Origin of the sequence: Bacillus sp. FSL K6-1284, from assembly GCF_038002625.1 — a bacterium.
Classification (GTDB): Bacteria; Bacillota; Bacilli; order Bacillales; family Bacillaceae; genus Bacillus; species Bacillus paralicheniformis.
The window spans coordinates 190296-215489 of sequence record NZ_JBBOCW010000001.1 but is presented as its reverse complement, the minus strand read 5'-3'; the positions used below and the strand labels follow the sequence as shown (position 1 = coordinate 215489).

The 25194-nt window shown below is 41.7% G+C and carries 23 protein-coding genes; 6 read left to right on the top strand and 17 right to left on the bottom strand.

Annotated elements, in window-relative coordinates; genetic code table 11:
- Positions 1-136: 136 nt before the first annotated feature.
- Positions 137-1435: a citrate:proton symporter gene (locus tag MHB72_RS01210; protein WP_216921712.1), complete on the top strand. Its 1299-nt coding sequence runs from the start codon at positions 137-139 to the stop codon at positions 1433-1435.
- 397 nt (positions 1436-1832) lie between these two features.
- Here MHB72_RS01210 and MHB72_RS01205 read toward each other — a convergent pair whose 3' ends face one another.
- The 10 genes from MHB72_RS01205 to MHB72_RS01160 form a co-directional block, all read right to left on the bottom strand.
- The gene (locus MHB72_RS01205; protein ID WP_216921715.1) at positions 1833-3203 is read right to left on the bottom strand and encodes an amino acid permease; all 1371 of its coding nucleotides are present in this window, start codon (positions 3201-3203) and stop codon (positions 1833-1835) included.
- A gap of 302 nt (positions 3204-3505) precedes the next feature.
- Positions 3506-4216, bottom strand: coding sequence for a YjjG family noncanonical pyrimidine nucleotidase (locus MHB72_RS01200; RefSeq protein WP_216921718.1), 711 nt, complete (start codon positions 4214-4216; stop codon positions 3506-3508).
- 22 nt (positions 4217-4238) lie between these two features.
- Entirely contained in the window at positions 4239-5186 is a 948-nt protein-coding gene (locus MHB72_RS01195; protein ID WP_216921721.1) for a phosphotransferase family protein, read from the bottom strand.
- A gap of 63 nt (positions 5187-5249) precedes the next feature.
- Positions 5250-6119: an aminoglycoside 6-adenylyltransferase gene (locus MHB72_RS01190; protein ID WP_216921724.1), complete on the bottom strand. Its 870-nt coding sequence runs from the start codon at positions 6117-6119 to the stop codon at positions 5250-5252.
- Between the two features lie 234 nt (positions 6120-6353).
- Positions 6354-6491 carry a hypothetical protein gene (locus tag MHB72_RS01185; protein ID WP_179289535.1) on the bottom strand — a complete coding sequence of 46 codons (138 nt, stop codon included), beginning with the start codon at positions 6489-6491 and terminating at the stop codon, positions 6354-6356.
- 196 nt (positions 6492-6687) lie between these two features.
- Positions 6688-7827 (bottom strand): erythromycin esterase family protein, encoded by a 1140-nt coding sequence (locus MHB72_RS01180; RefSeq protein ID WP_216921727.1) that lies wholly within the window; start codon positions 7825-7827, stop codon positions 6688-6690.
- A gap of 4 nt (positions 7828-7831) precedes the next feature.
- Entirely contained in the window at positions 7832-9988 is a 2157-nt protein-coding gene (locus MHB72_RS01175) for a peptidase domain-containing ABC transporter (protein ID WP_254122280.1), read from the bottom strand.
- A complete protein-coding gene (locus MHB72_RS01170) occupies positions 9985-13062 on the bottom strand; it encodes a type 2 lanthipeptide synthetase LanM family protein (RefSeq protein WP_216921729.1) in 3078 nt (1025 codons plus the stop codon). Before MHB72_RS01170 ends, MHB72_RS01175 begins: the two co-directional genes overlap by 4 nt.
- A gap of 94 nt (positions 13063-13156) precedes the next feature.
- Positions 13157-13330, bottom strand: coding sequence for a class II lanthipeptide, LchA2/BrtA2 family (locus MHB72_RS01165; protein ID WP_154495770.1), 174 nt, complete (start codon positions 13328-13330; stop codon positions 13157-13159).
- Between the two features lie 297 nt (positions 13331-13627).
- The gene (locus MHB72_RS01160; protein WP_216921733.1) at positions 13628-14272 is read right to left on the bottom strand and encodes a DsbA family oxidoreductase; all 645 of its coding nucleotides are present in this window, start codon (positions 14270-14272) and stop codon (positions 13628-13630) included.
- Between the two features lie 195 nt (positions 14273-14467).
- Here MHB72_RS01160 and MHB72_RS01155 point away from each other — a divergent pair, with 195 nt between their 5' ends.
- Together MHB72_RS01155 and MHB72_RS01150 are read left to right on the top strand one after the other, a co-directional pair.
- Entirely contained in the window at positions 14468-16204 is a 1737-nt protein-coding gene (locus tag MHB72_RS01155) for an ABC transporter ATP-binding protein (protein WP_216921736.1), read from the top strand.
- 25 nt (positions 16205-16229) lie between these two features.
- A complete protein-coding gene (locus MHB72_RS01150; RefSeq protein WP_216921739.1) occupies positions 16230-16754 on the top strand; it encodes a DinB family protein in 525 nt (174 codons plus the stop codon).
- A 138-nt stretch (positions 16755-16892) separates the two neighbouring features.
- On the opposite strand, the gene MHB72_RS01145 is transcribed toward MHB72_RS01150, so the two are convergent.
- The 5 genes from MHB72_RS01145 to MHB72_RS01125 all read right to left on the bottom strand — a co-directional run bounded on the left by MHB72_RS01145 (position 16893) and on the right by MHB72_RS01125 (position 20595).
- Positions 16893-18074: an MFS transporter gene (locus MHB72_RS01145; RefSeq protein ID WP_216921742.1), complete on the bottom strand. Its 1182-nt coding sequence runs from the start codon at positions 18072-18074 to the stop codon at positions 16893-16895.
- Between the two features lie 141 nt (positions 18075-18215).
- The gene (locus MHB72_RS01140; protein ID WP_041817139.1) at positions 18216-18518 is read right to left on the bottom strand and encodes an ArsR/SmtB family transcription factor; all 303 of its coding nucleotides are present in this window, start codon (positions 18516-18518) and stop codon (positions 18216-18218) included.
- A gap of 411 nt (positions 18519-18929) precedes the next feature.
- On the bottom strand, positions 18930-19424 hold the full coding sequence (locus MHB72_RS01135; RefSeq protein WP_023857693.1) for a small multi-drug export protein: 495 nt from the start codon (positions 19422-19424) through the stop codon (positions 18930-18932).
- A 90-nt stretch (positions 19425-19514) separates the two neighbouring features.
- Positions 19515-20249: a MerR family transcriptional regulator gene (locus MHB72_RS01130; protein WP_023857692.1), complete on the bottom strand. Its 735-nt coding sequence runs from the start codon at positions 20247-20249 to the stop codon at positions 19515-19517.
- Positions 20239-20595: a DUF4870 domain-containing protein gene (locus MHB72_RS01125; RefSeq protein ID WP_216921745.1), complete on the bottom strand. Its 357-nt coding sequence runs from the start codon at positions 20593-20595 to the stop codon at positions 20239-20241. The genes MHB72_RS01130 and MHB72_RS01125 overlap by 11 nt, the downstream gene beginning before the upstream one ends.
- Before the next feature lie 159 nt (positions 20596-20754).
- On the opposite strand from MHB72_RS01125, the gene MHB72_RS01120 reads away from it, so the two are divergent.
- From MHB72_RS01120 to MHB72_RS01110, 3 genes are read left to right on the top strand one after another with little or no spacing between them, the layout of a single operon-like run.
- Complete coding sequence (locus MHB72_RS01120; protein ID WP_216921748.1) at positions 20755-21132, top strand: GntR family transcriptional regulator; 378 nt, start codon at positions 20755-20757, stop codon at positions 21130-21132.
- Positions 21132-22013, top strand: coding sequence for an ABC transporter ATP-binding protein (locus MHB72_RS01115; RefSeq protein ID WP_216921751.1), 882 nt, complete (start codon positions 21132-21134; stop codon positions 22011-22013). Before MHB72_RS01120 ends, MHB72_RS01115 begins: the two co-directional genes overlap by 1 nt.
- Positions 21994-22602, top strand: a complete 609-nt coding sequence (locus tag MHB72_RS01110; RefSeq protein ID WP_216921754.1) for an ABC-2 transporter permease — start codon at positions 21994-21996, stop codon at positions 22600-22602. Before MHB72_RS01115 ends, MHB72_RS01110 begins: the two co-directional genes overlap by 20 nt.
- Before the next feature lie 130 nt (positions 22603-22732).
- Here the strand turns inward: MHB72_RS01110 and MHB72_RS01105 are convergent, their stop codons facing one another.
- Entirely contained in the window at positions 22733-23053 is a 321-nt protein-coding gene (locus tag MHB72_RS01105) for a hypothetical protein (protein ID WP_216921758.1), read from the bottom strand.
- 175 nt (positions 23054-23228) lie between these two features.
- Positions 23229-25031 carry a glutamine--fructose-6-phosphate transaminase (isomerizing) gene (gene glmS / locus MHB72_RS01100; protein WP_023857686.1) on the bottom strand — a complete coding sequence of 601 codons (1803 nt, stop codon included), beginning with the start codon at positions 25029-25031 and terminating at the stop codon, positions 23229-23231.
- Positions 25032-25194 lie beyond the last annotated feature (163 nt).

Genomic DNA, 25194 nt, shown 5'->3' with positions numbered 1-25194 from the left:
TTAAAAAATTAAAAATACATAAAAACCAAATTATTTACTTCAGAAAGTTCTTCTCTTATGATGACAAAAAGGCAAAGCATAAGGGGATCAGGAGAGAAAAAATGTAAGCGGATTCATACAAGGGGGGGGAATAACTGTGTTAGCAATTTTAGGCTTTTTCATGATGCTTGTGTTTATGGTATTGATCATGACAAAACGGCTTTCTGTTCTAACGGCATTGGTCTTGACACCGATAGTGTTTGCGCTGATCGCTGGATTCAGATTCAGCGATGTCGGTGACATGATGATTTCGGGGATTCAGCAGGTCGCGCCAACCGCCGTTATGATTATGTTTGCGATTTTATATTTCGGGATTATGATTGATACTGGCCTGTTTGATCCAATGGTCACAAAAATATTAAAAATGGTCAAAGGCGATCCGTTAAAAATCGTCGTCGGCACCGCGGTGCTCACGATGCTAGTCGCATTGGACGGAGACGGATCAACAACATATATGATTACAACGAGCGCGATGCTCCCGCTCTATTTGCTGCTTGGCATCCGCCCGATTATATTAGCGGGAATCGCAGGAGTCGGCATGGGGATTATGAATACGATTCCATGGGGAGGCGCAACACCGCGGGCAGCGAGTGCGCTCGGAGTTGACCCGGCTGAATTGACCGGCCCGATGATACCTGTCATCGCAAGCGGCATGCTTTGTATGATCGGAGTTGCGTATATGCTCGGAAAAGCGGAGCGAAAACGCCTCGGCGTGATTGAACTCAAACATCCGGCTGGTGCCAATGAAACGGCCGCTGCTGCGGAGGATGAGTGGAAGCGTCCGAAGCTTTGGTGGTTCAACTTATTGTTGACGCTTTCATTGATAGGGCTTCTCATATCAGGAAAAGTAAGCTTGACCGTTCTGTTTATTATCGCGTTCTGCATCGCATTGATTGTCAATTATCCAAACCTCGATCATCAGAGACAGCGAATTTCGGCGCATTCGAGCAATGTATTGGCTATCGGCTCAATGATATTTGCCGCAGGGGTCTTTACCGGAATACTAACAGGCACAAAAATGGTAGATGAAATGGCGATTTCGCTTGCGTCTATGATTCCTGAACAAATGGGCGGCTTTATTCCGATGATTGTAGCCTTAACAAGCGGCATTTTCACTTTTCTGATGCCGAATGACGCGTATTTTTACGGAGTGCTCCCGATTTTATCAGAAACCGCTGTCGCATACGGTGTTAATAAGGTCGAAATTGCAAGAGCCTCCATCATCGGCCAGCCGATTCATATGCTGAGCCCGCTTGTGCCTTCAACACATTTGCTTGTTGGACTTGTCGGGGTTTCCATCGACGATCATCAAAAATTTGCGATAAAGTGGGCAGTGCTCGCTGTTATCGTTATGACAGGATGCGCGCTTCTCATCGGATCCATATCAATTCATTGATTGTGTTGTTATGAGGGCGATACACGTGTTGCGGCAAACCTTTTCACATAGCGGCTTTTTTCAGCTTGCAGAGACGCTCCTGTTTTCTGCTGGCTTTTTCTTTTGGAAGGAAAAAGACCCCCCTTATACCTTTTCATAAGCCTTTACTGTGTGGTGTGGTTTTGCTTCTTCACTTGAATCACAACATCTTTCGGACCCGATGTTGGATATGCCGTTGCTTGAAGTGGCACCCAGAGGCGCGCCGGAGTGGGCGGGGCGGGTTTCTTCCCATCATTGGCGCCCGCATTTAAACAAGGCCAAGCTTATAAAAAAAGAACCAGGAGCTGGTTCTTGAGCATAGCGCCCTGAGAAGGCTGCCAATAACAACTTGACAGCCCCAAGCGCCTTAAAGATTTCATTATTTATTCCGATCAGCTGAGGCACGCTTGCCAATTCCAAACGCATAGTAGCTGGCGGCAACAACCGCAAGGAAAATAACCCCGACAATCAGTGACACGCGTGTGTCATTGTTGAACCACATGCCCACCAATACCATAAGCAGGAAACCAATCGTCAAATAGTTCGTCACAGGGGCGAAAGGCATTTTGAACGGATGTTTGTCAATTTCAGCCCCTTTTGCTTTTCTGAATCCGATATGGCTGAGCAGAATGACAAACCACGGAATCATCCCCGGGAGCACGCTCGCACTGTATACATACACAAAAATATTAGGCGGCGCAATATAATTTAAAACGACGCCGATTGCCAAACCGATCAGGACGGCAATCGTCCCGTATAACGGCACGCCATTTCTGGAAATCTTCGTAAAGAATTTTGGCGCTTGCCCGTTTACTCCCAATGTATAAAGCATGCGGCCCGCACTGAAAATGCCGCTGTTACAGCCGGACATTGCCGCCGTAATGACGACGAAGTTAATAATGCCGGCGGCCGCCGTAATTCCGACTTTCGCAAAAGTGGATACAAACGGACTTCCAATTGCATTCAGCTCATCCCAAGGATAAACTGTGACAATCACGAAAATAGCGCCAATATAGAAAATTAAAATACGCCAAATAATGCTTTGGATCGCGTGTCTCAGCGTGTTTTGCGGATCTTTTGCCTCCCCCGCCGTAATTCCGATCAGTTCGACCCCTTGATAAGCGGCGATGACTAGTGACAGCGCAAAGAAGAATCCAGAGAATCCGCCTGTAAAGAAACCGCCGTGCGACCAAAGGTTTGAGAACCCGATCGCTTGTCCGCCGTTGCCGAATCCGAAGAAAATAATCCCGAGCCCCGCTACAATCATTAATACAATTGTAACGATTTTAATCATCGCAAACCAAAATTCAAACTCACCAAATGATTTAACAGAGACAAGGTTTGCTCCTCCGAGAATCGCCATTGCGATAATGCCCGGTATCCAAGCGGGCAGATCCGGAAACCAGTACTTCATGTACTCCCCAACGGCGATGATCTCGGACATCCCGACAATCACCCACTGAAACCAGTTGCTCCACGCGGTCATATATCCGGCCAACGGGTGTATATATTGATGGCCGAATGTCGCAAATGAACCGGTGCTTGGTTCTACATATAACATTTCCCCCATTGCACGCATAATAAAAAAGATAAAAATTCCGCAAATGGCATAAGCAAGCAGGACGGAAGGTCCTGTCCACTTTATCGTGCTAGAAGATCCCATAAATAAACCGACGCCGATAGTGCCGCCAAGCGCAATCATTTGGATGTGGCGCGCGCCCAGGCCTCTCTTCAATTCTTTGTTCGCCACTTCTTTTCCTCCTCTTACACGGCTGATGTCACCCCAAACTATATGATGACAAAGCATCTTCATCGTGTTAAGTAGTAATAAAAATCTGATAATTTCAATTAACGATTTACCTCAAAATTTACTTATTCCATCATAATAAATTCCCTCGAAAAATACAATTGTTTTTTTCAGGAGAACAAATTTTACTCTATCTATTTGTTAGGAAACAACTATTCCAATATAAAGAATATTCTTATAATATTAGCGAAATGGAAAAAGCAGTACGCATCTTGAATCACCAATCAAAATGCGCCCGTTTTCCCTTATGAACAATGGCCAGCTTTTTTAATGTTTAAAATATTATACAACTCATCAAGTTTTTGTATTTGATAGGTTGGTACAATACCAGTGTCATTTGCTAACATGCCCGGATTCATCCAGCATGTATCCAATCCGGCCAGCCGCCCCCCTTTTATGTCCGCTGTCAATGAATCCCCGATGATCAGCCCTTGATCGGCAGAAAAATGAGGAATTCGTTCAAAAACGTAATCAAAGTATTCTTTCATCGGTTTTTGAAAACCGGTGTCCTCTGAAACAAAAATCCCTTTAAACATCGGGTATAATCCCGAAGCTTGCAGACGCTTATACTGCGTTTTTGAAATACCGTTCGTCACGATATATAAATCATATTGATCCTGCAGGCTTTCAATTAATTCAAAAGCGCCGTCTATCAGTTGATGCCCTTCTACAAGGAAGCTGCGATACTTCTCCTCAAGCAAAACGCCGTCAGCCTCTAGACCATATTCTTTGAATAAAAGGGAAAAACGCGTATTTACCACTTGGCCGCGGTCTATCTCCCCTTTTTCAAACGCCCTCCATAAACCTTGATTGATACGTCTATAATTCGCTTCTATTTCAGCTGTTAAAGGAATTTGCTGTTCCTGAAAAAGCTTCCGCAGTGCTGACTTTTCCGCTGCACCGAAGTCTAATAGTGTGTCATCCACATCAAAAAATAAAGTACGATAATTTATCACAGGTGTTCCTCCGTTTAGCTTTTTAACAGTTGATCTTTCTGTCCTCTATGGCCTTAAGCTCCTTTTTCAGCAAGCTCAGCGTCTCTGCCTTTTCTTTTTCTGTCTGAATGTCAAACGCCAGCTGCTCTGTAAACTCCCATATGTCCTCCAGTCTTCGCCTGATCTGATAAAACCGCAAAGCGTTCTGATCAATTTCAAACCCTTTATGAGTCTCGCGGTAAACCCGCAAAAACTCTTGTACATACGGTTGATTGGCAAAAAACATCAGATCCGCTTCAACAGGGGCCAATTTCAAGCCCTCCCAATCGATCAGAATCAATTCCCCGCCCGTTTTCATCAAATTCCATCCATGAATATCTGTATGGCACAAAGCCAATCTTCTTCCTCCGCATTTCAAATCATCCGCCAGGGATAAGGCTGCCTCCATCATCCCGCGGATTGATCCGATGTAGGGTTGAATGAGTGGCGCCAGCTCACAAGGAAGGTGATCAAGCCATTGTTTTATCTCGCCTAAAAACGAAATATCATAGTTTTCTTTTATTCTTTCTGTCTTCACCGGGATCGTCTCGTCATATCGGTGCAGTTCCGCTATGATGCTGGCGAGCTTCTCCGCGCAGTCTTTGCCGATCGGCCGACCTCCAATGGTTTCACCGGCGATGTATTCATAAAGCACATAAACCGCATCATCATCTTCGCACTTGTATTCTCCATTTGTTGTTAAAAGCGGCACAGGCAGCTTCCCGCTGAGAGCGGTGCGGTCACTCAGCCACCTGAGAACAGGCATATAATCATCAATCAGAGCCGTCCATTTCGCTGTCGATGCCCTATTTTTATCATACACTTTTAGAAAGAAAGCGGCTTTTCCATCGGTTACTTGATAAGCGAGTGCTGTCCATCCCCCTTGCTCGGGAGAAATGTTCACACTGTCGATTCCATAATGGCCCTTCAATATTTTTTTAAGACTGAACATGGCGTTCACCTCCGCAAAAAACACACTCCCGGCTCACCTGCCGGGAGTGCGGCCATCATCTGATTAGTCAATTACCTTTGCATCAGGCTTCAGCTGCTGAACGCGTCTCACGTACTGTTTGACTTTCTCGGCTTCTGCGAAAAGATATTGTTCAGCCAGATGTTCAGCGACTGCTGCCGCTGTCTCTTCAAACAGATCCCACATCTTAAACAAACTGTTCCATACACGCTCATAACCAGCTGGCGGATATGTCTCCAAAAGCCTTTCCCACGTATTTCGATCAACATAGCGATCAAGAAACTTTGCATTCTTGCCTATGCTCAGCGAAAAGCCCGTTTCAAAACCGACCTTCCATTCGAGCATTTTCAGCAGCATGGCCCTGACGAGGTTTAAATGATCGAGTGCATAAAGAATTTCCTGCCGCCACAACCCTTTGGCCACATATGTCGACGTCCACCAAAATTCATTGCAGCAGTCGGCGAAGCATTGCGGGGACGGTTTTTGCACCCAATATTCCCGATCCGTCGGCGGCGGGATAACGGGCAGGTTCTGATCCTTATCGAGCAGGATCACGGTTAATCCGTCTTCCCGGCAGTATTCCAGCTTTTCTTCAAGAGGCACAAGAATCAAATCAATGCGGCTACCGTCAGTAAATAACATCAAATAAGAAAAGCGGTTGCCAAGCTCATTCGGAAACAGCTCCATCGCTTCCGGCGTCTGCATGATGATCCGCTCCCCAAAAACGTCAACCCAGCCCGGCTCATCAAGAAAAGACTGCATATCTGTTACAACATAGACCATATCATAATCGCGAAAAGGGTCTTTCGGAACATTCGGATTCGTCCGCGAACCGTTCATGCCGACCGCTCTAACGCGGTCGTCCTCCCGTGCGACCTTCAGCATCAAATCGATGATTTCCTGCTCTGTACGCATGTATATCAACCTCCTCTTTTTAATGGTTATAGAAAAACTTGATGAGGAGGTCCGCGATTACGCGGTTATATGAAATGCTCAGGAAACGTCGTCATCAATATACCCTCCCTCTTTTAACGAATGACTTTCAGATCGTCTTCAAGCCGATCCAGCTGTGAAAAAAGCCTTCGGCCATCCCTTTATCATGATTTGTTGAAGATCTTCCTCTCAAGAAACTGTGAACGCGTTACCAGTTTACCTTTGGAGTTCTTCATATTTCTCCTCAACCACCATCTCCGGCATCTCGGGAACAGGATTCCCTTCCTCATCTGCCGAACATATCTTTTCATGGATGTCCTGATAAACGACTTTACCAAAAGTTAATACGTCCATGAAATTACCCTGGGTCTGACTTGTGCACTCCATGCAATAATCCCATTTACCATTGAAAACCAAAAAAACAGCTTTCAGTTTTCCTCCCTTTGGCCGCCACCAGCAATTTAATATAACGAAAAAGTTCTTTTCCCAACAAAAAATTCCTATAAGCAGAGATCTTCACCTTAGAGGTTATGCTTAACCCGTCAACATCCTATTCAACATTAACAACTGCTGGGGTTACTTTTTTAAAGAATAAAACTCCGTCATACTGTTGAACCGGCTTGAAAGAAATACGCAAGCCTCCTCCCTCAAAAGCCTTCCACTTTTTTTCCCCCCACTTTGAAGCACATGGTATAAAAAAATTGGGATGGGGTGAATTGCTGAGCAGCCACTCCATGTGCTTTTTGTTAACTTTTTTGATAGGATGATCGCCTCCTTGGTTGTCACCCATTCTTCCTTCTCCCGCGTAAAGACCAATAACAAAACTGTCCTCTTTCATAAATTCCGGAAGGTTTTCTACAAATGATCGATATGGTGAAAACCGATTGACGCTGCTTTGTTTTTTGATGTGAAGGTTGTGAGCCCAAATGATAAATTTCTCATCAGGATAAACATGCTGAGATAAAAATTCAAGATTCTTCGCCATTAATTCATCACGATATTCAAACAATTTTGAAAAACCTTTTGTAAAATTCGCCTTAAAATAATTGAGTCTGTTTTTCATCGTCTGTAACACGACATCACGAAACATAGCAGAGGGGAAAGTCTGTTTTTCAAGCTCCCTTATCAGTCCTTGGCCTATTCTTTCAATTTCTTCTACTGTTTTCCTAAAACGCCGCTTTAACATATAATCTTTATCGAGCATCTCATTTGTACGCGTATCAAATGTTACAAACGTTTTCCTGAGATCCCCTGTCAAATGCGAACGCATGTAGGAGGAAAAGTGCTTATCCATGCTCTGCTGAACATCAACGCCTGTTAAATGCAAAGGCTGCCGCTGTTGAGTTTCCTTCATATACTCAAACAAATCAAGCATAAATTCGTTTTGCCAAACTTTCCCGATGGAACCGGACATATTTTCTTTGGCACTAAGTTCTTCTGAAAGATAATTTCCTATGCTGCAATCTCCCAATTCACTTTCGAAAGCAAGAATACGAAATCCTAATTCCTGATGCAGATATTTGATCAAGCTTGCCTTCGCCTCAATATATTCTTTGACGCAATGGCTGCTTTCACCAAGAAATACAAATCTTTTATTTCGCAATATCTCTTTTAAGGAGCCGAATTTGTAACCATCAATCCCCCCAATATTAATCGACTCATCTCTTATTTCATCAAATAAATCATTCACTGTTTTAGCCTCCTCCCACAATCGCTTGGTCATTGTTTGAATTGTACAATTTGGTGTAAAACCCTTGGTTGCGAATCAATTGTAAATGGTTGCCCATCTCTTGAATCTCTCCGTCTTTTAGCACTAATATGAGATCTGCATCCTTAATCGTACTTAGCCTGTGAGCTATGACAATGCGCGTGCACTTTAATTCATTTAAATGTTGTTCTATGACCTTTTCATTTAAGTTATCAAGAGAACTGGTTGCTTCATCCAGCAATAATATTGAAGGGCTTTGCAATAAAGCCCGCGCCAGCATGATTCTCTGTTTTTGACCACCTGAAATATTCATCGACATTTCTGATACGGGAGTGTGGTAACCCATTGGCATTTCCATAATCTCGTCGTGAATTTGTGCTATTTTAGCCACCTTAACAACTTTATCCATAGAAGGATTCTTATCATAAACAGATATGTTATGAAGAATGGATTTATTAAAAAGAGTCGCATCTTGTGGTACGACACCAATATTTCTACGCAGCCATTGCTTGTCTAAGTCGAATAAATTGATTCCATCATAAAAGATTTTGCCGGCAGTAGGTTCATATAAACCAAGCAGCATACGTGCCAAAGTACTTTTGCCAGAACCTGAAGGACCAACGATAGCGACTTTTTGCCCCGCCTTTATTTCCACACTAATATGTTTAAGCACAGGCTTACTATACTGGGTATATGAAAAGCTTACATTTTCCAGTTTAATATTTCCAGTTAATTCTTTTGGTTTAATTGAGTTTTTTGGTGTTTTTTCCACTGGCGCTTCCAACACATCGTTAATTCTTTGCAAATAGGTGTCCATAGTGATCATGCTTTTTGCTGTTTCAACTAAAGAAGAAACCAAACCAAAAAATACTCCTGTCAATGAATAGATCGCCACCATTGAGCCGGTGGTTATGTTTCCAAGTTGAACCTGGTGTAATGACAAGCCTAAAATAACCAAAGGCGCAGCAAGCTCTAAACTAACTATGTACGAATTTATGGTATTAGAAAAATATTCATTTTTTTTGAATGCATACAATACCTTTTTAAACAAATGCTCCCATTGATGTAAAACTTGTTTTTCAACTCCGGCCATTTTAATTCCGAAAATTCCATAGAGCGTTTCCACCTGAACTTCTTGGAATTTGGACTGCTCAGAGAGTTCTTCCTCTGCACGTTGTTTAATTGAGTTTTGAGTAAAAGTCAACAATAATATGTTTACTATACCAAAGGCAATCACCCAACCTGCTAACCAAGGCGAAGTCATCGCCATGTATCCCAGTATAATAAGAACGAGAGTTGAATCTAGTACACTCATGATGGTCTGCTGAGAAAAAAGCTCTCGTATCATAATATGGGAGTTGGCTCGATAAACAATTTCGCCAAATGACCTTAACTGAAAATATTGAAACGGCAGATGAATTAAATGTCTAAAAAACCTGCTCATCAACCTCCAATCCAGATGCAACCTTAAATTAGTTAAAAAGCGGCCTCGCATGTAAGAAATAATCCCCTTAAATATAACCAAACCAAAAATACTAATGAAAAAAACAGTTAGAAATTCGTAATGATTCGGAATTGCAATTTCATCTATTGCAATTTTAGTGATAATCGGCATGGAAACAGTCAACAATTGAATAGACAGGGACCATACCAAAATAGAAAAAAGTAATTTTGGTTTTTCCAAGGTTATTTTTAAATAGGGAAGCCATACACTTTTAGGCTTTACTTGTTTAAAGTTCTCATTAGGTTCAAGAGCTAGATAATAACCCGAAAAATGTTCAAGAAAAGCCTCTTCTGAATACGTGCATCGTCCTAATGCGGGATCAAGCACATGGTAGCCCTTTTTGTTTATTTTCTCCAATACAACGTAGTGGAAATGATCCCAGTACACAATAACTGGTGAAGTAATCGAACTGATACGATCAGCTTTTAGTACATTTGCCGAAAATCCAATCCCGGTGGCCGTATTGGATAGAGCGAAAAGGGTAACTCCGTCGCGTCCGCCGCCCAGCCTTTCTTTCAGTTCATGAAAACCAACATGGCTTTTGTAATAAGACACTATCATGGTTAGGCAACATAAAGCACAATCAGTTTGAGCAATTTGTCTTTTAAGCGGCACTCTTATTCTGGTTTTCGTTTTCAATTATAGTCCCCCCCGTTCATTTGAAGGGTTAATATTGAAGGGACCTTTTCCGGGAAAGCAAGCCTTAATAAACCATAGCCTATACCTGCTTGTCCAAGCATTAAACCTAGATTTTTGACACCTGAAACAGTCCCATACCTCACATTCCCTTTGGTAATGCTGTAGGCGACATCGCTACCAATTTTTAATGCTGTTTCTTTTAAATTTTCACTTTGGAATTTATTTGCTGCCAAAAGAAGTAAATCTAAATTGCCTAAATCTCCATGGCATAAGCTATGTGTTATGCCAAATCCACTTTTTAATGTTTGATTGACTGCCGCATCAATTTCATCCAGCAACTCGACATTATTCGTATAATCGCCCATCATAATTCGGCTCATTCCAATTCCAGCCGCTCCATGGCACCACATGGAATTTCCATTACGCTCGGTATTATCCCGTAAATCCAACCAGTTCTTTTCCTTTTTATTAAATAAGGATTTTTCATAATCCATGGAATCCATGAATGCTATTTTGAAATCGGCATTTTTTGTAAACTTATATAATGCCATTAGGGCCCATGTAAATCCTGAAGAACCATGAGAAAGTCCTGAAAGTGGCTTGTCAAGCTGATTTGAACGCCAACCGGCACCATTCATTTGCTGCTCTTTTTTGTTCACAAGTAGCTTCCCGCACCTATTCGCAATATCCAATAAATAAGGTTCGCCTGTTCTTTTATAAAGGTGTATACATACTATGATCAGGCCGGCAGAACCTCCTAGATAATCAAGCGATTGATCTTCTTCTATTGAGCCTAAAACTCTATTCAGCATTTTTTTTGCTTGTGTTAAATAGTCGCGGCAATGGAAAATAAAAGAGAAATTACTTAGTACATATGCATATGCTCCATAACCATAAAAGGCCGATAACGGAAATTCTAATGGATAGTTTTCCGCGTAATTTAAGGCTGAATTCAATGCTTTGTCAGCAATATTCTTATAGTCGTCTTTCTTAGTAACATGATATAAGTTCGCATAGAACAGTCCTACTCCAAGCAAACCATCATATAAATCAAATTCAAGCGGACTAAAAGCCAGTTGATCATTATAATTTTGATTGATCCCCAGCCATGTAACATCATCTTCCTTTCCGAAAATGGCGTGGTTTTTCATCTCATCGCCTATTATTTCTGCAACATCTAAAAATTGTTCAGGAGAATAGCCTGTTGTTTGATCATGAAAAGCATGGTTTTTTTTGTTCGTGTTGTTATGGGAGTCATTATAGTGCGGGTATTGGGCGGCGAGAGAGTTTTGGATAAATTCGATTTGCATTTCCATATCACTTTTATTTAACGATTTTGCTTTTTTCATTAGACATTCAAAATTCGACTTTTCAAAAAAATCACTTTTCACTTTACCCAATGGATGATACAAATCAACTGAATCAGTTTGACAATAAAAATAAGGAATATCTCCTTTTATGATATCTCTGCATTCATACATGATGACATCTTGATGTACCGGGCGGCTTTTTCCGCCAACCCATAAAATATTTATAAGCCGTTCTCTGCTGTATCCATCTTTTAAATAATCCGGGTGATAACTCGAGTCTAAAAAGGTAGAATAAACTTGTGTACTTCTTAAAATGACCCTTACTCGATCATTTTTAAAGCGGCTCAACGGACTGTTTGAAGACAATAGCTCTTTTTTATGGTGAAGAAATAATGAATAGATGTCTCGAAAACCTTTAATAATTTCAGAAGAAAACTGCGAAGCTGATGCCACTTTCTCACTATCAAGAAAGGGCTTATTTTTACTGCCTTCCGAAAAAGCCTCAGCCTTAACTAACTTGATCTCATCTGTTTGAACATTTTCCACAGTAAAAGTATGTTGTCCAGTCGGCTGACCTTCATCTCCGCCAAGGCCGCTAATGTCAAACCCTAATATGCTTGATTTAATATATGTAACAGGTAGCATCCCTGTAGATAATACTGAGTCTATTAATTTATTGAATGCAATATTATATGCTGAAGATTCGTCCTGCAAGTCTTTTGCCGTATTTTGCACTAATCCTTCAAGATCAATCAATACAGGATGTTCCCCGCATGCAATTAAATTTTCAAAATGAAAATCTGTGGCATTAAGCAAATATAATATTGCGATATATTCACCTTGCCTTTCATAAAAACGGGAAATTTCACTATTAGATTGACAGGGTTTATACTCTACATACTCCTGCCACCCATACTCGTTTTTACTTAAAATTTTTAATGTTCTTAAATTCCTGCATCCCCCCTTATCATTTATCCAATGCAAAAGCTCCTGAAAGTGTAAATCAACTGAGAGGGGCCTAGGTTTATAAACGATTTTTTTATTTGATTCAAAGTGAAGCACCATGACACTTCTGCCATCGTTATGGGAGTCGCCTAATTGTAAAGATAAAGATGCCAGCTTGTCTTCCCCTTTAAAATTGAATTTTTCCAATATTTCGTTCCTGTCATTTGAAAAACGCATAACAGCTTCAGTAATACTGTCTATATGATTTAATATAAATTCGCACAAAACTCTTGTTAGGACAGGATATTGGCAAAGTATTTCGAGCCTTTTTTCCTTGGTTGATAACAAATGATTTACGTAATATTCATATCGTTCCTTGGGATTTTCTCCTTCAAGTCTTCCTTTTTCTCTTTCTTCATTTATATCTTGTATTAAAGCTCTAATGCCTAAATACCCTACATGCTCTTGTATATACGACATGATATTCTTTTTTAAATTTGCGATATCGCATATCACAGACAAATCACATTGTTTACTTAACTGGTCTAATTTGGATTCCAAATAATCAAAAGACAGCTTAAAAAAATCCGAGTAGAAGGATTGAAATTCACTGAACATATTTTCTTCATCTAAATATGACTTAAAACAATCTTCATGACCCCAATACTGTTGCCACAGATGAACCCATTCGCTTGATTTTTCATTTAAAAGTAGCTCGTTAACGGGTATATCGGCATCGGTCTTTTTTCTTCTTTCTGAAGGATACAATGATTTGATTTGAACGGTTTCTTTAATATCAAAGTCGAATATTTTTCCCATATAACCAATCCCTTCTTAGAAAAATTCACTGACCAAATAGAGAGTTATCTCTAACTCTCTATATTGGCAGCGATGAGATAGAATATTCAGAACTTTACATCCAGCATTTTCTCTTAAAACTTGGACAGTACTTTATACTCCATTTGCAAATCCTTAAGCTAACACAAACAACAGTGCTTTGCGGAGTAATCTCATCATTTCCTCCAGCCAAGTTCTTTAACTCCTCTTCAGATACTTTGCTTACAAAGTCCTTATTTTTCGTTTCCATCTTTATAACCTCCTTTCCTTAAAAATGATGAAATTCTAATATATGTAATAACACTGATGTCACTATAATCTATACCATATTTATTAATATATGTAAATGATTTGATCCTATTTTCATATTTTCATATGTGATTTTTCACCTTTATTTAAACTTGTCTTAACTTTACTTTAGAGGGCGAATTCCCTCTTTATTCTGATTCAAATTCCCCCTTTTTGCACCAATCAATGATTTGTCCACCTGCGAAAAAAACCCTTTAGACTGTTTTTATCTAAAGGGTTCCAAGTATGATGGTGTTTGTTAACAAGACTTCTCGTCAATGTCGCATTGCAAAACATCAGCAGAAATGTTTCGTCTTTCCTCTTCAATCACCTGTTCAAACACTTCCCTCGCAGCGGCCCCGGCGATCCGTTCATTGCCAATGATAAATGTCGGAACGGCCGTAATGCCTACTTCTTCGTAAGCGTGTTGGAGCGCCTTCCGCTGCACGTCCTGATATGTTCTGGAGCTTAAAGCTTCTTTAAAAGCCTGCTCATCCAGTCCGGCTTCTTTAGCCAGCGCTGTTAATACGTCGATGTCGCCAATATTTTGATCTTCCTGGAAAAAGGCTTGATAAACCCGGTCATTGTACGCTTTCGCTTTACCGTGTTCTTTTGCAAAGTGATAGCCTTCATGAGCCAAATCTGTATAAGGATGCGGTGAGACGTTTGGCAGCTTCATGTTGACGTCCCAAGCCTCGATTCGCGGCTTAATGGCGCCGTCCCACATTGCCAATTTGGACGGGTCGTTTAACGGATCAAGCTGCTCAGATGGACGCGGCCTCAGTTCGAATGGCAGCCACTCGACTTCCACATCTTTGCCTTCGATCGCTTTTTCGAATTGGTCTTTTCCGAGGAAACAGAATGGACAGACATAATCGGAATATACTTTAATATTTATCGTCATGTTTTTTCTTCCTTTCATATATGCAATCAACTATATGTAACAATAATAGTTACAATTATCTCTCCTGTCAATCTTTTTAGCATGAAGCTAAAATCGGCAATGATCGGGAACTTTCTGCTGTGTATATCGTAATATGATGAGTTACAGCTTACGCCATCCACTTCTTTGACATTATATCGATAAGGAGTTTATCAAATGAAAACAGAAAACAACAATAGCATGAAACCGTTTTTCACCATGATTCTCACATCCGGCGTCCCCAGGCTGGCTTTAACCGTCGGTTTGGCCGCAAGCCTCGTCACTACATTGGTCGGCCTGTCCATTCCACTGTTGACAAGGGAAATGGTTGACGGCTTTTCCGTCCATTCGATCAATCTGGCCTTAGCGGGAATCCTTGCGCTCGTTTTTATTGTTCAAGCGGTCTGCGACGGGTTTTCGACCTATTTTCTTTCCTATGCCGGGCAAAAAGTGGTCGCTTCCCTGCGCGAGCGTATGTGGTTCAAGCTGCTGCGCCTGCCTGTCCGCTACTTTGACGAAAAGACGAGCGGTGAAACCGTCAGCCGTGTTGTCAATGACACCGGCATTGTTGAAAGCTTGATTTCCGACCATTTTCCGCAGTTTGTTTCCGGCATCATCACCATTGTCGGATCGGTGATCATTTTGCTGATTATGGATTGGAAAATGACACTGCTCATGCTGATCTCCGTTCCGATCACGACCTTCATCATGATCCCGCTCGGCATGAAAATGCAGCGCATCTCCAAAACGCTGCAGGATGAAACAGCTTCCTTCACCGGACATGTCCAGCAGACATTAAGCGAAATCAGATTAATGAAAGCATCAAACGCCGAGCATACAGAAAAAATGAAAGGGCTATCAGGCATTTCGAAGCTCTTTCAATACGGACTCAAGGAAGCCCGTATATTTGCGCTTGTCTCCCCGTTTATGCACCTTGTCATTATGATTGTGATCGTCGCCATCATCGGCTACGGCGGCATCCGCGTCTCTGAGGGGACGATGTCGGCAGGTTCACTGATCGCCTTTTTGCTTTATCTGTTTCAAATCATCTTCCCGATCACATCGTTCACAATATTTTTCACTCAGCTGCAAAAAGCAAAAGGGGCAACAGAGCGGATCATCGAGATTTTGCATACTGAAGAGGAAGAGGGCCAGGAAGGACTTGAGATGGACATCTCCAATCTTCCGATACATGTCGAGAATGTATCTTTCTCTTACGGCGATGACGAGCCTGTCTTGCGGGAGGTATCTTTCGACGTCGATCCCGGGCAGATGATTGCATTTGTCGGTCCGAGCGGCGGCGGAAAAACGACGATGTTCGGCCTCTTGGAACGATTTTACGAACCGGACTCAGGGGCCATTAACATCGGGGAAACACCGATCAACAAACTGTCGATGAAATCGTGGCGCAGCCAGATCGGCTACGTGTCTCAAGACAGCCCGATGATGTCCGGCACCATCCGTGAGAACTTGTGCTACGGCTTGGACCACGCCGACAGCATTGACGATCAAAAACTGTGGAAAGTCGCGGAAATGGCGTATGCCGACACATTTATTAAACAATTTCCAGAGCAGCTTGATACGGAAGTCGGCGAACGCGGCGTCAAGCTATCCGGCGGCCAGAGACAGCGGATCGCCATCGCCCGCGCCTTCCTGCGCGACCCGAAAATTTTAATGATGGACGAAGCGACAGCCAGCCTCGACAGCCAATCAGAAGCCATCGTCCAGCAGGCGCTCGCCCGCCTCATGGAAGGCCGCACCACCTTCGTCATCGCCCACCGGCTATCGACAATCGTGAACGCGGACCAAATTATATTTATCGAAAAAGGCGAGATCACAGGGCGGGGGCGGCACCACGAGCTGATTGCTTCGCATGCGCTGTATCGTGAGTTTGCTGAGCGGCAGTTGACGTGAACTTTTATGAATGGAGGTCACCCACATGAACTTTCAACTCGAGGAAGCAATCGAAATCCTGGAGCGCACACCACAAACGCTGAGTCAGCTGCTGACCGGATTATCGAGTCCCTGGATCAGCTGCAATGAAGGCGAAGACACGTGGAACGCCTTTGATGTCGTCGGCCATCTGATTGAAGGAGAAAAAAACAATTGGTTGCCGCGCATCAAATTGATCGTGACAAAAGGAGCAACGGAACCTTTTCCACCGTTCGACCGCTTCAGCCAGTTGAATCAAAACGACGGAAAAACGATGGAACAGTTGCTTAACGAGTTTGCAGACATCAGACGGGCGAACCTGAAAACATTACAGCAGATCATTGATCCTGAAACCGACTTCGAACAAACGGGGATGCACCCTGAGTTTGGAATCGTCAAACTGAAAGAACAGATCTCGACATGGGTTGCCCACGACCTTACTCACATCTCGCAAATTGCAAGAGTGCTGGCGAAACGGTATCAGGATGATGTCGGCCCTTGGAGGGCTTATTTGCGGATTTTAGCGGACTAAATAAAAAACACCCGCTCGTTTTACAACGGGCGGGTGTTAGATTTTTCGGCTCAACACTACCTGCCAGACTTCGAAAAAAAACAAGTAAGATATGGGGAATGAACCCATTGAATCTTCAACACCAATCAAGGCAACGTATTATGAGCTGATTTCTCTTACAGGTCCTGCTTTCCGTTTGTAATGCGAACTGAAAGTCACCAAAACAGCGACAATCGCAATCGTAACCTCCAATGCCCCAAACCATGTAATAGAAGCCAGCGATATTTTTTCCACAAAAACTCCTCCGATGCCTGCACCTGCGGCCATGGCGAATTGCATCATCGATTGATTAATGCCGAGCAATACACCTGACACTTCCGGTTTGAGCGTCGCTAAGTGATATTGCTGTGTCGGGCCGGTAGACCATGCGGCAAACGACCATAAGATGAGAATCAACAGTACTCCGACATAGGAATGGGTGACAAGCGACAGTAAAATCAATGCGATGATATGCAGCGTCATCCCGCCAACGAGTGTAAAGGGAACGCCCCATTTATCGGTGCTATATCCGCCAAACTTCGATCCAACCAAGCTGGCGATTCCAAATATAAGCAAAAAGCCGCTAAGCAAATTGCCACTTATCCCTGAAACGGTCAGAAGGTAAGGAGACAGATAAGTATATGCTACGGAATATCCTCCGAGCCAGAAAAAAGTGATTGATAACCCCATTGCTACTTTCCGGTTCTTTAAAAGAGAAAGCTGTTGAAGCAAAGGGACGGGCTTATCGCCTTCAGTATGCGGCAAGATTAAGAATATAACAATCATTGCGATAAATCCCAGTAAAGCAATTCCTCCAAATACAGACTTCCAGCCTAATGCTTCTGCCGTCATTCTTCCGAGTGGAACACCTATGATCAAAGAAGCGGTAAACCCCATGACCACTGTAGCAATTGCACTGCCTTGCTTACCCGCCGGTGCGATTTTGGCGGCAATCGTTAATGCCGTGACCACAACCATGCCTGCCCCCAAGGCCATAATGACCCGCGCTGCAACAAACCAGCCATAGCCAGGCAGGGTAAAGGCCAGAATATTTCCGATCACAAACAAACCGAGAGCATACATCATTAACTTGCGCCTATCGATACTTGCCGTCAACGCCATGAGAACCGGTGTGAAAACTGCATACACAAGTGAAAAGATCGTAATCAGCTGACCCGCAGCAGCTAAAGTTATCCCGAGTGTGTGGGCGATCTGATCCAAAATCCCGGAGATAATATACTCTGAGGTCCCTACCAAAAAACTGATGATCGCTAAAACATAAATTTTCCAAGCACTAAACATCATCGTTCGCTCCTTCTTCGCTTTATATATTTACATATCACGAAATAACGATATGTAAATCAAAAAATAAACACATCGGAATATGTCGATATGTATGGTGTAAAAATAAACATCATCTAGAGATGTTTATTTTTTAAATGCTCATATCTCTGTTTTAAGAAAGTCAGCAAGCTTTCTAATGGCCTCTTCATCTCTTTTGTAGTACGTATACTTTCCGATTCGTTCCGCCTTAATCAAGCCGGCTCTTAAAAGGATGGCGAGATATTGTGAAGCCGTCGATTGCGTCATTTTCAATTTGTCTGTGATTTGGCTGACACATACCCCGATTGTGTTCATATCAATCCCTTCATGGGGTTCAAAATGACGATCAGGCTCCTTCAGCCATTGCAAAATTTGCAGCCTTGATTCATTTGATAAAGCTTTGAAAATTTCAATAGGTTCCATACCAATCATTATATCTTCATATCGCATATTGTCAATATGTTATATGCCCGTTTATTTTTTCTTCGGGTAATTGAAATATTGTGAAAGAGGATTAAAAAAACTTCCACCATTGCTTTTTGGAAAAGACAGCAACATATATTTCTTTATAAACTCACTCATAACATGTGATGATACAACGGTAATTTTTACTTCTTGAACGGCACATTCCCTACCTTTTTACCGTTGGCGTTTGACATGAATACCAACACGCATACGTTGGTAGATCGAAAAATAATTGTTAGTTGCCATACTTATATAAGTTTGCAATAGCACCACACTTTGGACGGAGTGAAGGATAAGATAATATTTCTAACAAAAAGCGATACCCTCTTCCAAATCGAGAATTATAAAATTTGGTGTATTGAGTATATTCTAGTTCTTTATATTATTGTAGATATCAACTCCGAAAATTAACAGAACTCCAGTTCCCGCAGCCCACATAACTATACTGACAGTTTGCCAAACGATGATCCTTTTTTTATTTGCTTTCGCTATTATACATACCAATGCTCCAATGTGATTTGTTCCTATTATAGGACCCAAAAGTGAGATCCCGGGAACTCCGTACTTATTGAAGTATGACTTTGCTTTTTGAAAACGTCTGTTAATGTAATGATCAGTGTTATTCTTTTCTTTTTTGGAAAACCAAGATCTCATAAAAGAAGAAAATACTATTACAGCCATAACAGACAGCCAGTTAGCGGTAGCCCCCACTAAAACTACGAGAATAAATGGTAGGCCTAAAAGTATTCCGATTGGTACAGCTACGAAAGCCTCAAGGAAAGGCACAAATCCAATTATAAATACTGCTATAAATTGATAAATAATATTGACTTCTTCTACCCTTTGGAAAATTTCTTGAACCAAAACTAAAACCTCCGTAAATAAGCTTTATACACAGAAAGTGGGAGCGCCAATTTTTTTCTTTAGCCATTGGGTGTACTCTTTTTCAATTAATCATTCTTGTAACTTTGACATATAAGCAAAAGCATTTTTAAGAAAGGCTCTTTCTTCTTCCGTGAAGGGATTGAGTATATTGGGTTCATTATATTGAACCGTTGATTCTATTTCTGCTGTATCAATCTTTAATAACGTTCGGTTAGAAATATCTACCAACTGTTTGATAAATTTTAATGCTTCATCGGATTCAGGATTTGTTTCGTTTGCTATAAGTTCCTTCAAATCCATAAACAATGAAAAGTACTCTTTATCTAAATTAGCTCTTTCACTGCTTCTAAAATTGTGAATAGAACCTTTAGCTTGACTATATTCATTAAAATTTTCCTCTTCAAAAAGAATAGAGTGAATAATAAAGCTGAATAATTTTATATCTACCTTTTCATACCCTGAGATAATAGTTTTCATATGATCCAACTGATCAATCGTTTGACGAATTCTTTCTTGTTCTGCAATAAGTTCTCTTTTTTTGAATGAAATTGAATAGCTAAGTTGCTGTTCTTCTATAAATTGCGATTTTAATAAATCTGCGATGTCTTTAAGTGAAAAGCCTATGAATTTAAGAGATTGTATTTGTTGTAAACGTGAGAGTTCATCAAGGCTATAAAGTCGGTGTCCTCCTTCTTTGTAGTCGGTTGGTATTAGCAAACCAATTTTATCGTAATACCTAAGTGTTCTTATAGAAACTCCTGTTCGTTTAGCCAATTGTCCGATTGTCAACATATTATTTGACATGCGAATACCTCTTTTCTATATTTTCATCTTTACTTTTAATGTAAGGAATGGCTGGATAATAATATGGTTTTTGAAAAGCTATTCGAATAATAGCATACATGATTATTAATGTTTCTATAGTCAATATAACGTACTTAACCCATGAAGGCAGAAAACTACCAATTACAAACAATGGGAAAATCGTCAAATGAAAGTTAAGTGCTTTGCGACTTGATTCACCGTAATATAAGTCTTTCTTTCTTGAAATTAAAAACATAATAAGGGGAGGTATAACACCAAGAATAAGTGAAATTCCAAGCATTAATTGTACTGAAAAGATTGCTTTTTTTGATGGCTCTTCATCCATTTTAGTCACCTTTCCTATCTATTCTTCAATATAAGTGTAAAAGGTGACGTGAGTAGAGTATCAAGAAAATTTCAGTACAAAAAATCGTTGCCATTCAGGCAATTTTTGTGTATATTGTACATATTGTATATATTGTGTATAAATAAAAGAGGTTTTGAAATGAAAATTATAATTTCGAATCGTTCAAAGCAACCCATTTATGAACAAATTTACACCCAAATTAAGGATCATATTCTTGCGAATGAATTGAAACCGGGACAGCCGCTGCCTTCTATGCGCCAATTGGCAAAGGACATGAATGTCAGCCTTATTACGTCAAAGCGGGCCTATGAAGAACTTGAGAAGAATGGCTTCATTTATTCCGTAGTCGGGAAAGGCTCTTTTGTATCAGATCAAAATAACGAAATGATGAAAGAAGGAAAAATGAAAGCAATTGAAGAGCAGTTGACAGCAGCGATAAAAAACAGCAAAGACATTGGCGTTCCCCTTACAGAATTAAAAGATTTGCTTACCATTTTATATCAGGAGGAAGAATGATGGACAATGTAATTGAACTCCGGCATGTTCATAAATCGTTCGATGGTTTTCAACTAAAGGACTTTTCGATGAATGTAAAAAAAGGGTTTGTCACCGGATTTATCGGCGGAAATGGCGTGGGAAAATCGACAACGATTAAACTGATCATGAACTTATTGCAGCCTGACAGCGGAACGATTACGGTGTTTGGCTTGAATTACAAGGATCATGAGAAAGAAATCAAACAACGAATTGGCTTTGTATTTGATTCCAACATATTCTATGAACATTTAACATTGGCTGAAATGAAGGATATTGTGAAAAGGTCCTATGTCAATTGGGATGATCAAGTATTCAATGATTATGTGAACACATTTAACTTGCCGCTCACGAAAAAAATCAAGACGTTCTCAAAAGGGATGATGATGAAAGCATCATTAGCCGTCGCTTTGTCCCATCATGCGGAACTAATTATTATGGATGAACCGACGTCCGGACTCGACCCGATTTTCCGGCGGGAGCTGTTGGAAATCTTGCATCAGCTCATGCAAGATGGGGATAAGACGGTCTTTTTTTCGACTCATATTACAACTGATTTAGATAAGATTGCAGATTATATTACGTTCATTCATAAAGGAGAGCATATCTTTACAAAGGACTTGTACGAGATTGAAGAACAATATGCAATTGTAAAAGGCGGCATGGAATTATTAGATCGGGAGACCGAACAGGAATTTATAGCGGTTCAAAAATCAACTCATGGATTTGAAGCATTAACTGCGAATAAATCACGAACAGAAAACATTTTTGGGGATATGGTGTTAATTGAAAAACCGACTCTTGAAGATATTATGTTTTATACGAAGAAAGGAGCTAAAGAGCATGTTCAACTTAATACGTAAGGACATTGTCTTGCAGAAAAAAACATTGGCGGTTTTGTTTTTGGGGTTATGTGTTTATTTAACATTAGATGCTTCCCCCATCTGGGTTGGAATTGCATTTAGTATTGCTATTTTTATGAATACCATTTCAATAGATGAAAAGTCCTCTATACATATGCTTCTCAATTCTTTGCCTTATACACGGAAGGAGATTGTCAGTTCAAAATATATTGTCGTCGTTCTCTTTACATGTATGGTGGCTGCGGCCATATTTATCGCAAACTTTATCATTCACCAGGAACTTACGATCTGGAAAGACATTTTGCTAATGGTCGCCATTGTGATGACAGCTGCTTCATTCATGCTGCCATTCTGTTATAAATTCAAAAGTAACTATCTGTTGAATGCTTCTATTGTTGCATTTGGCTTGTATATGCTAACGGTTAATTTTGTTGTCCAAAACTTGAACGATCAAATTAGAGAGTTCATTCACATGCTTCTAACCTTACAAAATACTTCTCTGTATCTGATCGTTGCCATATCAGTACTTACCCTATATGGATGTTCATGGCTTCTGTCGATTCGGATTTATAGAAATAAGGTGTTTTAGGCTTTTTCTTTCATTGACACCGCTTCATATTCATCTGCGGATAAAAAACTGCACCGTCACACTTTTCGTCAGGTTGTTACGGTGCAGCGTATGATGGCGATGATGCAGACCAAAGCTGCCTTGCAACCGTCTATTCCTGCTCAATAAACGAATACTTCTCTGGATCGGCCAATACATAAAAAAGTCCGAAGAACATCTTCCACCCACGAACCGGACTTCCGCATCTAAACTTTAACGCTTCTCCTTCATCTAACGTAAACCTCAAAGCTTGGCTTACACACCAATCAATTTTCACTTGGATCTCATGTTCGCCAGGCTCCAAATCAATTCGCAGCCTCCCGCCATCTTTGATTTTCCCAGCCTCGACACCATCAATCAGCACTGAGAATTTTCTCATTTTATTCATCAACTGCGATGTTCTGTTGACTTCAATGTACGTCTCGTTGTTCATGGTTACACTTCCTTTAAAAAATAAGTATGTATACGAGGCTTCAATTATAATCTAGCGCACTTTCAGACTACCAGAGTTCGATTTTTGATAAGACTTATTTCTCTTTCAAACACAAAATTACCCCTCCGGATCATCCAATCCAAGAGGGGTACAAACTATTATTTCAAACGTCGCCTTACTCCACCGTCACACTCTTCGCCAAGTTCCGTGGCTTATCAACGTCACAGCCGCGGTGCAGCGCTGCGTAGTATGCGATCAGCTGCAGCGGGATGACGGAGACGAGCGGTGCGAGCTCCGGATGCACTTCAGGCAGGACGAAGCGGTCGTCTGCTTCTTCCAGGCCTTTCAAGGAGATCACGCAAGGGTTGGCGCCGCGGGCTGTCACTTCTTTGACATTTCCACGGATGCTTAAATTGACGTGCTCCTGTGTCGCAAGGGCAATGACTGGTGTGCCGTCTTCGATCAATGCGATTGTACCGTGCTTCAATTCACCGCCGGCGAAGCCTTCAGCTTGAATGTAAGAAATCTCTTTCAGCTTCAGGGATCCTTCGAGGCAGACGAAATAGTCGAGGCCGCGGCCGATGAAGAAAGCATTGCGTGTTACTGTCAAATATTCGCGCGCGATCATTTCCATTTCGTCTTTCTGGTCGCAAAGGGCTTCCATCGCGTTTCCGATGATGCCGAGCTCTTTAACAAGATCAAAGCCGAGTGCTTTGCCGCGGGTTTCCGCAGTCACAGCTGCCAAAATAGCGAGAACTGCGATTTGCGCCGTATATGCTTTTGTTGACGCTACCGCGATTTCCGGGCCGGCATTCAGTAAAAGCGTGTAGTCCGCTTCACGGGAAAGCGTGGATCCCGGTACGTTGGTCAATGTCAGCGCTTTGTGTCCGAGCTTTTTCACCTGTACGAGAACCGCGCGGCTGTCAGCCGTTTCTCCGCTTTGAGAAATAAAGATAAACAGCGGCTTCTCAGAAAGCAATGGCATATTGTAAGAGAATTCGCTTGCGACATGGACTTCAGCCGGAACTTTCGCCCATGTTTCGATAAATTGTTTGCCGACAAGACCGGCATGATAGCTCGTTCCGCAGGCGATGATATAGACGCGATCCGCTTCTGCAACAGCATTTGCAATGTCTCCAGGAATGGAAAGCTTGCCGTTTTCATCTTGGTACGTCTGAATGATTTTCCGCATGACAAGTGGCTGTTCATCGATTTCTTTTAACATGTAGTGAGGGTATGTGCCTTTTTCGATATCGCTCGCATCAAGCTCTGCAATATATGAGGCACGTGACATCAATTCTCCGTCAAGGTTTTTAATCACAACTTTTTTGTCTGTGACAATCACCATTTCTTTATCCATAAGCTCCACGTATTCGTTTGTCACTTGAAGCATCGCCATCGCGTCAGACGCGATCACATTGAAATTGTCTCCAAGGCCGACAAGAAGCGGGCTTTTATTTTTCGCAACATAGATTGTTTCTTTGTTTTCATGATCGAATAATGCAATCGCATAAGAGCCTTTGAGCAGCATAAGCGTTTGGCGGAACGCTTCTTCCGTGTCAAGACCGTTATTGACGAATTGCTCGATCACTTGAACGACAACCTCTGTATCCGTATCACTTTTAAGGGTTACATCTTGTAAATATTCGCGCGTCAGCTGAACATAGTTTTCGATGACGCCGTTATGAACAAGTGTAAATCGGCCTGATGCGCTTTGATGCGGGTGAGCGTTTAGACGGCTCGGTTCCCCGTGAGTCGCCCAGCGTGTGTGTCCGATTCCCGCTTGCGATATCACATTTGCATCAACGACTTCGCGAAGATCGGCAATCCGTCCTTTTTCTTTAAACACGTGTACGCCGTCTTCGTTCGCTACAGCGATTCCAGCTGAATCGTAGCCGCGATACTCCAGCTTTTCCAAACCTTTAAGTAAAATTTCCTTTGCATCAAGCTGGCCAATATAACCTACAATACCACACATAATTTTCTTCCTCCTAAAGTCGCAGGCAGGAGACGAAGAAAGTCTGCTTATCAGGCGGGGACATTCTTCGTCCCCTCCTACATGTTTTTTATGGAAGATCATGCGATTTCCCTTTGTTCAAAGAGTCGCCTCTTTGGTTTGAGGAAATCCTTGCGGCTGTGAT